The organism is Pseudoalteromonas sp. NZS11, from assembly GCF_015864765.1.
In the GTDB taxonomy this organism is placed as follows: Bacteria; Pseudomonadota; Gammaproteobacteria; order Enterobacterales; family Alteromonadaceae; genus Pseudoalteromonas; species Pseudoalteromonas arctica.
Map to the genome: position 1 here is coordinate 46,585 of NZ_JADYWP010000015.1, position 11,227 is coordinate 57,811.

An 11,227-nucleotide genomic window follows, 5' to 3' on the forward strand; every position below is an offset into this window, starting at 1 on the left:
CATGTCTAATTTGACTACTATCGCTCGCCCATACGCTAAAGCGGCTTTTGAACTTGCCGTTGAGAAAGGCACTCTAGAAAGCTGGAATGATATGTTGTTCTTTGCAGGCCATGTAGCCAGCAATGAGCAAGCATCGTCTGTTTTAGCGAGTATGCCTACAGCTACTGCACAAGCTGAATTATTTATTCAACTTTGTGCTGAGCAGCTCAACGAACAAGGTCAGAACCTAGTTAAGGTGATGGCTGAAAATGGACGTTTGACAGCTCTACCTGAAGTTGCACAGTTATTTGCTGAATTTAAAGCAGAATACGATAAAGAAATCGAAGTAGATGTGATTTCTGCAACTCCTCTTGTTGCTGCGCAACAAGAGTCATTGGTAGCGGCACTTGAAAAACGTTTCGCACGCAAAGTTAAGCTGAATTGTAGTGAAGACGCGTCAGTGGTTGGTGGACTTATTATTAGGTCTGGCGACACTGTAATCGACGGTACTATTCGCGGTAAATTAAACCGCTTAGCTACAACACTACAATCGTAATTGGGAAAAAGAGCATGCAACTTAATTCCACTGAAATTTCAGATCTGATCAAACAACGTATTGAGAAGTTCGAAGTTGTAAGTGAAGCTCGTAACGAAGGTACTATTGTATCTGTTACTGACGGTATCATCCGCATCCACGGTCTTGCTGACTGTATGCAAGGTGAAATGATTGAGCTTCCTGGCAGCCGTTATGCTATCGCACTAAACCTTGAGCGCGACTCAATTGGTGCAGTAGTAATGGGTCCGTACGCTGACCTTACTGAAGGCGTAAAAGTATATACAACTGGTCGTATTTTAGAAGTTCCTGTTGGTCCTGGTTTACTTGGTCGTGTTGTAAACACACTAGGTGCTCCAATCGATGGTAAAGGCGCTCTAGATAACGACGGGTTTGAACCTGTAGAAAAAATTGCACCAGGTGTAATCGAGCGTAAATCTGTAGATGAGCCAGTTCAAACTGGTTATAAATCTATTGATGCGATGATTCCAGTTGGTCGTGGTCAACGTGAACTTATCATTGGTGATCGCCAAACAGGTAAAACTGCACTAGCAATCGATGCAATCATCAATCAAAAAGACACAGGCGTTAAGTGTGTGTACGTTGCGATTGGTCAAAAAGCATCTACTATTGCAAACGTAGTTCGTAAATTAGAAGAGCATGGTGCATTAGCAAATACTATCGTAGTTGTTGCATCTGCTTCTGAATCTGCGGCACTTCAGTACTTAGCACCGTTCGCGGGCTGTACTATGGGTGAATACTTCCGTGACCGTGGTGAAAACGCATTAATCGTATATGATGATTTGTCTAAGCAAGCAGTTGCTTACCGTCAAATTTCATTACTACTTAAGCGTCCACCAGGCCGTGAAGCATACCCAGGTGACGTATTCTACCTCCACTCTCGTCTTTTAGAGCGTGCATCGCGTGTAAACGCAGATTACGTTGAAAAGTTCACTAATGGTGAAGTGAAAGGTAAAACTGGTTCATTGACGGCATTGCCAATCATTGAAACTCAAGGCGGCGACGTTTCTGCGTTCGTACCGACTAACGTTATCTCTATCACCGATGGTCAGATCTTCTTAGAAACTGACTTATTCAACTCAGGTATCCGTCCGGCAGTAAATGCTGGTATCTCGGTATCGCGTGTTGGTGGTGCTGCACAAACTAAAATCGTTAAGAAACTAGGTGGCGGTATCCGTCTAGCCCTAGCTCAGTACCGTGAATTAGCTGCGTTTTCGCAGTTCGCGTCTGACCTTGATGATGCAACTCGTGCTCAACTTGAGCATGGTGAGCGTGTAACAGAGCTAATGAAGCAGAAACAGTACGCGCCAATGTCTGTTGCTGATATGTCTTTGTCGTTATTTGCTGCTGAAAAAGGCTTCCTTCAAGACATCGAAATCGCGAAAATCGGTGACTTTGAAGCAGCTTTACTTTCGTATGCAAATAGCACATACGCAGAGCTTGTGGCTCAAATCAATGAAACTGGTAACTTGAATGCCGAGATCGAAGCGCAGCTTAAAGAACTTCTAACGAAGTTCAAGTCTACGCAAACTTGGTAATTTAGTTATTAATGGTGCGCTTTAGGAAACTAAAGCACACCTTGATTCGGAGAGAGAGTCATGGCCAGCGGAAAAGAGATTAAAAGCAAGATCGGGAGTATTAAAAATACTCAAAAGATCACTAGCGCAATGGAAATGGTTGCTGCGTCTAAAATGAAAAGGGCGCAAGAACGCGTTGCTTCAAGCCGTCCATACGCTGACAAATTACGTGAAGTAATTGGTCGTGTTGCTCAAGCAAATCTTGATTTTACTCACCCGTTCTTAAAAGATCGTGAAGTGAAACGAGTTGGTTATATTGTTATCTCTACAGACCGTGGTCTGTGTGGCGGTCTAAACTCAAACGAGTTTAAGAAAGTTGCACTTGATGTTAAAGCGTGGAAAGAAAAAGGTGTTGATGCTGAATTTGCTACTTTAGGTAGTAAAGCAGCTGGCTTCTTTCAACGTTTTGGTGGTCAACTACTCGCTAAAAAAGCGGGCCTAGGAGATAAACCTTCAGTACAAGACGTTATTGGTCCTGTAAAAGTTATGCTTGATGCATTTTCTGAAGGCAAAATAGACCGTTTATTCTTGGTATATAACAAATTCGTTAATACCATGAGGCAAGAGCCAATTATAGATCAGTTACTCCCTTTGCCAAAAGCTGAAGAAGAAGTATCTGCTCACACATGGGATTACTTATACGAGCCAAATCCAGAGGCTATTTTAGAGTCTTTGTTAGTACGCTTTATTGAGTCTCAAGCATACCAAGGTGTGGTAGAAAATGCTGCCTCTGAACAGGCTGCTCGTATGGTTGCAATGAAAGCTGCAACTGATAACGCAGGTGACCTTATGGACGAGCTACAGCTTGTTTATAACAAGGCTCGCCAAGCAGCAATCACACAAGAAATTAGTGAGATTTGTTCTGGCTCAGCAGCAGTTTAATGCTTCGGGTAAAGATTAACGAGAGGAATAGACATGAGTTTAGGTAAGGTCGTCCAAATTATCGGCGCCGTTGTGGATATTGAATTTCCACAAGATAGCGTGCCAGCGGTATACCACGCACTAAGAGTAACAGATGGCGATTTAGCTGGTTTGACTCTAGAAGTTCAACAACAGCTAGGTGGCGGTGTAGTGCGTACTATCGCTATGGGTACTACTGATGGTTTACGTCGTAGTGCTTTAGTTATGAATACAGGTGAATCGATTCAAGTTCCAGTTGGTAAAGCAACACTTGGTCGTATCATGAACGTACTTGGTGAGCCAATCGATGAAGCGGGTCCAATCGGCGAAGAAGACCGTATGTCTATTCACCGTGCAGCACCTTCATACGAAGAGCAATCAAGTTCAGTTGAACTTTTAGAAACTGGTATCAAGGTTATCGACCTTGTATGTCCGTTTGCTAAAGGTGGTAAAGTTGGTTTATTCGGTGGTGCCGGTGTTGGTAAAACTGTAAACATGATGGAACTTATCCGTAACATCGCAATCGAGCACAGCGGCTACTCAGTATTCGCAGGTGTTGGTGAGCGTACACGTGAGGGTAACGATTTCTACCATGAGATGAACGATTCAAACGTACTTGATAAAGTATCGCTTGTATACGGTCAGATGAACGAGCCTCCTGGTAACCGTTTACGCGTAGCGTTAACAGGTCTTACTATGGCTGAAAAGTTCCGTGATGAAGGTCGCGATGTACTTTTCTTCGTAGATAACATCTACCGTTATACTCTTGCTGGTACAGAAGTATCTGCACTACTTGGTCGTATGCCATCAGCGGTAGGTTACCAGCCTACACTTGCTGAAGAAATGGGTGTGCTTCAAGAGCGTATCGCTTCTACTAAGACGGGTTCAATTACATCAATCCAAGCGGTATACGTACCTGCGGATGATTTAACGGATCCATCTCCAGCAACTACCTTTGCTCACTTAGACGCAACAGTAGTACTTTCACGTGATATCGCATCACTTGGTATCTACCCAGCGGTAGACCCACTTGATTCATCTTCACGTCAACTTGACCCACAAGTAATTGGTCAAGAGCACTACGATACAGCACGTGGCGTTCAAACAGTTCTTCAGCGTTATAAAGAACTTAAAGACATCATTGCAATCCTAGGTATGGACGAGCTTTCTGACGAAGATAAGCAACTTGTATCTCGTGCACGTAAAATCCAACGTTTCCTATCTCAGCCATTCTTCGTGGCAGAGGTGTTTACAGGCGCGTCTGGTAAATACGTATCACTGAAAGATACAATTTCTGGCTTTAAAGGCATCTTAAACGGTGAATTTGATGATATGCCAGAGCAAGCGTTCTACATGGTTGGCTCTATCGAAGAAGCTCAAGAAAAAGCCAAAGGCATGTAACTAGGAGGGTAGTATGACAGCTATGACTGTACATCTTGACGTAGTAAGCGCTGAGCAGAGTTTGTTCTCTGGTCTTGTTGAATCGATTCAAGTATCTGGTAGTGAAGGCGAGCTGGGTGTAAACCTAGGCCATGCTCCACTACTAACTGCCCTTAAACCTGGTATGGTACGTTTAGTTAAGCAATTTGGTCACGAAGATGTGATATATGTTGCTGGCGGTACATTAGAAGTTCAACCAAATCACATCACGATTCTTGCAGATACTGCGGTTCGTGGTGAAGATTTAGATGAAGATTCTGTACAAAAAGCTAAACGTGAAGCTGAAGAACATATGGCGAATTCGTCAGCTGTTGAGTTTGATTATCAGCAAGCGGCTACGCGACTGGCAGAAGCAGTTGCTCAGTTACGCGTAATTCAGCAATTACGTCACAAGTAAGCCTATCCGGTTTGTAAAAAGCCCACTTTAAGTGGGCTTTTTTGTGCCTGTTACTTTTGTATTTACACTAAATACCTTAGTCCGATTATTATCTACACTTTTACACTTATATCCTTCACCAATCCTCGCTACAATAACGTCATCCAATTAAGTGTGTTTTTTCAGTCAAGATTCAGTACTAATAAACTAACCTACTGAGTATTTGCACAAGAAGTGATTTACGTAATCTTCTGATCAAACATAAGACTTATTTAGCTAAAACAACGAAAAAAGGAAATTGTTTTAATGGCTCTAACAACTATTATTCTTGCTGCGGGTAAAGGTACTCGTATGCGCTCTGCTCTACCTAAAGTTTTGCACAAAGTTGCAGGTAAACCAATGGTACAGCACGTTATTGATAATGCGATGGCATTAGGTGCAACGACTACAAACCTAGTTTACGGACACGGCGGCGAACTATTACAACAACAACTTGCCGATAACAATGTAAATTGGGTACTTCAAGCTGAACAACTTGGTACTGGCCACGCAGTAGCGCAAGCCAACTCTCATGTTAATGATGAAGACACGGTATTAATTTTATACGGTGATGTACCACTAACAAAGCAATCAACACTAGAGCGTTTATTAGCCGCAACACCTAAAAATGGTTTAGCTGTATTAACGGTAAATTTGGTAAACCCAAATGGCTATGGTCGAATGCTTCGTGCCGGTGGTAAGTTAGTCGGTATTGTTGAGCAAAAAGATTCAAGCCCAGAGCAGTTACTTATTAACGAAGTAAATACAGGCATTATGGCTGTTAACGGTAAGCTATTAAAAACATGGTTAGGTAACTTATCTAACAATAATGCACAAGGCGAGTACTACTTAACAGATATCGTTGCAATGGCTCACAGTGAAGGCGTAGAAATCACTTCAGCTCAGCCAGACCATGCAATGGAAGTTGAGGGCGCAAATAACCGCGTACAACTTGCAGGCTTAGAGCGCGCTTACCAAGCATGGCAAGCAGAAGAGTTAATGTTAAATGGCGCAACACTTGCTGACCCTGCGCGTATTGATGTGCGAGGAACAGTTACCACCGGTGAAGATGTACTTATCGACGTAAACGTTATTTTTGAAGGCACGGTCACGCTTGGTAATAATGTACAAATAGGTCCTAACTGTGTCCTTAAAAATTGTAGTATTGGCGATAACGTTATTATTAAAGCTAATACGCTGATTGAAGATGCCACAGTTGCAGATAAGTGTACGCTTGGTCCTTATGCTCGCCTTCGCCCAGGCGCTGTAATGGAAGAAGACTCGCACATTGGTAACTTTGTTGAGATGAAAAAAACCCGACTAGGTAAAGGCTCTAAAGCCAACCACTTAAGTTATTTAGGTGATGCTGAAATTGGCGAAAAAGTGAATATTGGCGCTGGCACTATTACCTGTAACTACGATGGTGTTAACAAAGCAAAAACTATTATTGGCGATAATGCCTTTATTGGTTCTAATTCATCACTCGTTGCCCCAGTAAATATAGGTGCAACTGCAACAATTGGTGCAGGCTCTGTGATCACCAGTACCGTTGAAGATGACCAATTAGCAATTGCACGCTCTAAACAGCGTAATTTAACGGGTTGGAAACGCCCAGTTAAAAAATAACAATAGAGGCTACTTAGGTAGCCTTTTTTATTTTAGCTGAAGTTTAAATTGCTCTTTATAGCGTCTAGACAAGTTAAGTACTTTACCTGTTGTTAGTTTTATTTCACTGTCGCCACTGGGGAGTGCTGTAATGGACTCCACTTTATCGAGTTTTACGCCATGGCTGCGGTGAATTCTACAAAATCCCTGTACTTCAAGTTGTTTGCTCAATGCTGTAAGCGTTGCCCTTAACGGATATATGCGTGAGCCTATATGTAGGTTTACATAATTACCCGACGATTCAAGCCAATCAACATCCTCTATTTTTATAATGAATTCTTTTCCGAGCTTTTTAACTAATAGGCGGTTTATGGTCGATGTTGTTTGCTGCTCACTTTCTTCAATTGAAGAGGCTTCACCTAGTAACTGCTGCACCACATATTGATATACTTTGATAAGTACGATGAAAAACACAAAGCTTATAGCGTCTTTCTGGTATTCATAAATAAGCTCAAACCAGCTAAGTCCAAAGTTGTAAGACCCATCATTCAACAAATATATGAATTTACGAACCCCTACCATAATACCAACGTGTAACACGCTAAATATAATAGAGGCACCAAAGTACATACCTAATGAAGCCGTAATATTTTGCCAATTAAAAGATAAGTGTCTTAAAAACCAAATTAAAATAGGGAATATAAGCAAAGTACTCAAGGCACTTGAATACTCCCAAACAAATGGCTCCCACATTAAAAAAGTTAAAGCCCCTTCTCTTTGGGCTTCCATTATTTGGGTTGTAGCGTTTACTGTATTATTAATTAATACGTAAGCACACAGTAATACTGATGCGTAAATGCTTTGAAAACGTTGAAAGTGCTGTAGGTTCATAAATGTATGCTTATTGCTGACGTGGCACGCTTATCCCTGTATACCACCTTTTATCACTATTGCTTGTAATATAAGCACTTATAGATAGTTTTAGCGAGAGCTTTAGGTATGAATAACGCATAACATATATAAAGTAGTAAAAGCATGAGCACTCAAGTACAACAACCTTCATTAGTTAATTCGCGTAAATATTATCTTGATTGGCTTAGGGTAATCGCATTTGCGTCGCTAATTTTTTATCACATTGGCATGTTGTATAGCGAAAACTGGGGATTTCATTTTAAAGGTAATTATACATCACAGTATGTTGAATATTTAATGTTGGTGTTTTCACCTTGGCGCATGTTGCTCATTTGGTTTATATCGGGCGTAGCACTGCGTTTTATGATTGATAAAGTACGCAGCTTTAAGTCTTGGTTACATTTCACCTTATACCGCTCTATTTTTTTACTATTACCCTTGCTGGTGGGGTTATGGTTAATAGTGCCTTTACAGCTGTTTGCAGAAATGTCACAGCAAGGTGTTATTGATATTAGCTATTGGCAATTTTATTTAGCTTTTATAGAGACGAACAATACGCTTTTTATTAATTATCAGTCTGGAGTGTGGCCGAATGTGGATGTAAATCACTTATGGTATTTGCGTTCGTTGTGGCAATTTATGCTGATCATTATTGTTTTAACTCTTTTTGCACGCTTGCCCTTTATTGCGCCTTTAAAAACATTTGTTAAGGGGGGTATGTCATTTGGGTTTTTAATTACCTTGCTCACTATTGCCACACTATTTACAAGCCATTACTTAACTGGCGATTCAATCAGAGAGACTAACGGCTTAATACTGCTACTCGCAGGATACATACTTGCTAAAAACACTTACTTTTGGAACTGCTTAAATAAAAACTTGGTATTACTAGCTTTGAGTTTTGCGGTTTTGTTTGTACTTATAATATTAAGTTATCAGAAGGTGTTTACTCTTCCTCATTTTATTTTAATCGGTAGCTACAATATTCAACGTGTTGTAGGTGTATTTTTTGTACTTGCGCTCGCTCGTCGATTTTTAAATTTTAATACTTACTATTTAAAACAGCTCAATGTATGGGTGTTTCCCTTTTATTTATTGCATCAAAGCATTTTGATTGTTTTGTGTTTTTTACTACAGCCTTTAAGTTTAGGGCCTGTTGCTGAACCATTCATCATTATTACAGGGACTTGGTCTTTTTGCGGTGTTATTACATGGGGTATTACACGTATTGATGTACTTAGACCTTTGCTAGGGGTTGCAATTAAACGAAATTATTCCCCGACTGTAAAAACGATTGGCTATACGGCCGCTTTAATTTTAATAACTCCGCTAGCGTATAAGCTAATTACTTAGGCTAAGGGGCTGTATTAAAACTGCCATAATCTTGTCATGCCTGTGTGTTGATATTTAGCAAATACAATACTAAGGAAAATTACATGTTTAAAAAATCAATTATTGCGCTGTCACTTATATCTGTTCTTACTGGTTGCTCACTTGATGGTGACGATGGTCAAAACGGCTCTCAAGGATTACAGGGAGAACAAGGCACAGGTGGGACTAATGGGTTAAATGGTATAAATGCCAATTCAGCATTAAATATTAACCTTGTGGGTAGAGGTGTATTAAATGCACAAAGCCCAGAAGGTGCAGCTGAAATAGTTGCATATCAAGCATCTAAAAAATGGATTTACGCTATTAACAGTTCAGGTGATGACGCTGTTATTAATATTTTACCCGCAGACACCTTTGATACTGCCGCACTCGTTAAAGATAACGAAGGGGTTATAAACGGCACAAATTTAACATCCGTTATTACGTTGCCTTTAAACGAGTTTACCCAAGGCGATGCAAACAGCATTGCTATTGATGAAAATAACAATCTACTTGCAGTGGCAATGGCTGCTGAAAGCACGGGTGATGCAGGTCAAATTGCTTTTTACGATATAAGCGGCGACTCACCTGTATTTATTAAAAATGTTACAGTCGGATTTTTACCAGACATGGTGACGTTCACCCATGATGGTGCAAAGGCAGTGGTTGCTAACGAAGGTGAACCAAGTGGCGACTACAGCGTAGATCCTGAAGGTTCTATTAGTATTATCGATATAACAAATAATGTAATAGCCGATACAGCAATAAATATTGATTTTAAAGCCTATAACAACAAACAAACCGAACTAGAAGCGCAAGGGGGAGTTTTTGCAAACCCAAATGGTCGTACTATTAACGGTAATCTAATAAATACCACCGTAGCTATGGATTTAGAGCCCGAGTACGTTAGCATTTCTAAAGATAACAAATATGCTTATGTATCTATTCAAGAAAACAATGCACTTGCAATAGTTAACCTACAAGACAACAGTCTTGAGCTAAAGGGCTTAGGCTTTAAAAATTGGTCAAGCTTACAACTTGATGCCTCAGATAAAGACGGCGGCGTGAATTTTAAATCATACCCAGGGCTCTATGGTATGTACCAGCCCGATACTATTTCAAGCTTTAGTTGGAAAGGCGCTAACTTTATAGTCACTGCCAACGAAGGTGACGCAAGAGAATACTTTTTTGATACAGCTGATGAAGCAGACTGTATAGCAAAGGGCGGGCTTGATTACGATAAAGACGATGGCTGCTTAGCTTATATAGATGAAAGCCGCGTTGAAGACTTAACGCTTGCTGCTAATTTTGATTACTTAAATAATGACGATGATGATATTGGTCGCTTAAAAGTAACAACAATAAAAGGCGATACCAATAACGACGGACAATACGAATCGCTTTATGCTTATGGTGCACGTTCTTTTACTATTTGGGATAGCAATGGGCTGGTGGTTTTTGATTCAGGTGACGATATAGCACGTATAACAGCATCTGTGCATGGTGAATCATTTAACAATAATGAAGATGAAAACAAAGGTGACTCACGTTCAGATGATAAAGGCGCAGAGCCTGAAGCGCTGACTATTGGTAAAATTGACGATCGTACATTTGCTTTTATAGGGCTTGAGCGTATGGGTGGGATTATGGCTTACGACATTACCAATCCATATAATGTGCAGTTTGAAGACTACTTCTATAATAGAGGCTTAATTAAAGGAGCGAATATTACAGGCGATTTGGCACCTGAAGGAATGGTATTCGTTTCAGCAGAGCAAAGTGCAACAGGAAATCCACTCTTAATTGTTGGAAATGAAATATCAGGCTCTATTGCCGTATGGGAAATAGCATCTAAATAAATATTTAATTTTAAATAAAGCTGTGTGTTGTTTGTTTAACATACAGCTTAGTTTAAACCTTACTAATACATCATCAATTGATACATAAATTATGAGTGTTTTTTAAACTAAAAGTATCCTACAGCCCTTTATTTGTATAGCTTTCATACTAAATTCATTTAATTGTCAAAAAGCTGAAATAAAACATTGACCCCCGCTCGAATCTCCCTATAATGCGACCCCACTGAGACAGGAAACGCCAACGCATAGCGAGGCACGAACTACTCAGAGAGTTAAATAAAACTTCGGTTTTAAATCTTCCAAAAGAAAGTTTAAAAATAAGTGTTGACTCAAAAAATAAAGGGTGTATTATTCGCATCCCTTGAGGCGCTAAAGCGACTCAAAACGTTCTTTAAAAATATAAAGCAATCATCTGTGTGGGCACTCGTACAGATTGAGTTCTAACAGCCAACCTACTTAGGTAGCGAGGCAAAAAAATTAGAGTCTCAATTGAAAACTGAGTGACCAACAGAATAGTTATTTCGGTAATTATTCGGCACAGTCAATTCAATATCGAAAGATATTAAAATAAATTCAGAATTCATTGAGCTGTCGA

Annotated in this window: 9 protein-coding genes; 8 read left to right on the forward strand and 1 reads right to left on the reverse strand. The window is 40.3% G+C overall.

The window, feature by feature from the left end:
* Position 1: 1 nt before the first annotated feature.
* From atpH to glmU, 6 genes are all read left to right on the forward strand, one after another.
* A complete protein-coding gene (atpH, locus tag I6E82_RS19230) occupies positions 2 to 535 on the forward strand; it encodes a F0F1 ATP synthase subunit delta (RefSeq protein ID WP_007585978.1) in 534 nt (177 codons plus the stop codon).
* Positions 536 to 549: 14 nt separating this feature from the next.
* Positions 550 to 2,091, forward strand: coding sequence for a F0F1 ATP synthase subunit alpha (atpA, locus tag I6E82_RS19235; RefSeq protein WP_007585976.1), 1,542 nt, complete (start codon positions 550 to 552; stop codon positions 2,089 to 2,091).
* Positions 2,092 to 2,151: 60 nt separating this feature from the next.
* A complete protein-coding gene (gene atpG / locus I6E82_RS19240) occupies positions 2,152 to 3,012 on the forward strand; it encodes a F0F1 ATP synthase subunit gamma (protein ID WP_007585974.1) in 861 nt (286 codons plus the stop codon).
* 33 nt (positions 3,013 to 3,045) lie between these two features.
* Complete coding sequence (gene atpD, locus I6E82_RS19245) at positions 3,046 to 4,431, forward strand: F0F1 ATP synthase subunit beta (protein ID WP_007585971.1); 1,386 nt, start codon at positions 3,046 to 3,048, stop codon at positions 4,429 to 4,431.
* Between the two features lie 13 nt (positions 4,432 to 4,444).
* Positions 4,445 to 4,867 (forward strand): F0F1 ATP synthase subunit epsilon, encoded by a 423-nt coding sequence (locus I6E82_RS19250; RefSeq protein WP_007377666.1) that lies wholly within the window; start codon positions 4,445 to 4,447, stop codon positions 4,865 to 4,867.
* Positions 4,868 to 5,152: 285 nt separating this feature from the next.
* Positions 5,153 to 6,511: a bifunctional UDP-N-acetylglucosamine diphosphorylase/glucosamine-1-phosphate N-acetyltransferase GlmU gene (gene glmU, locus I6E82_RS19255; RefSeq protein ID WP_101163105.1), complete on the forward strand. Its 1,359-nt coding sequence runs from the start codon at positions 5,153 to 5,155 to the stop codon at positions 6,509 to 6,511.
* Positions 6,512 to 6,538: 27 nt separating this feature from the next.
* On the opposite strand, the gene I6E82_RS19260 is transcribed toward glmU, so the two are convergent.
* Complete coding sequence (locus I6E82_RS19260) at positions 6,539 to 7,381, reverse strand: LytR/AlgR family response regulator transcription factor (protein ID WP_165722850.1); 843 nt, start codon at positions 7,379 to 7,381, stop codon at positions 6,539 to 6,541.
* Positions 7,382 to 7,525: 144 nt separating this feature from the next.
* Between I6E82_RS19260 and I6E82_RS19265 the strand changes: the two genes are divergently transcribed.
* Both I6E82_RS19265 and I6E82_RS19270 read left to right on the forward strand, forming a co-directional pair.
* Positions 7,526 to 8,755: an acyltransferase family protein gene (locus I6E82_RS19265; protein ID WP_197118498.1), complete on the forward strand. Its 1,230-nt coding sequence runs from the start codon at positions 7,526 to 7,528 to the stop codon at positions 8,753 to 8,755.
* Positions 8,756 to 8,838: 83 nt separating this feature from the next.
* A complete protein-coding gene (locus tag I6E82_RS19270; RefSeq protein WP_197118499.1) occupies positions 8,839 to 10,632 on the forward strand; it encodes a choice-of-anchor I family protein in 1,794 nt (597 codons plus the stop codon).
* The last annotated feature ends 595 nt before the right edge of the window (positions 10,633 to 11,227 follow it).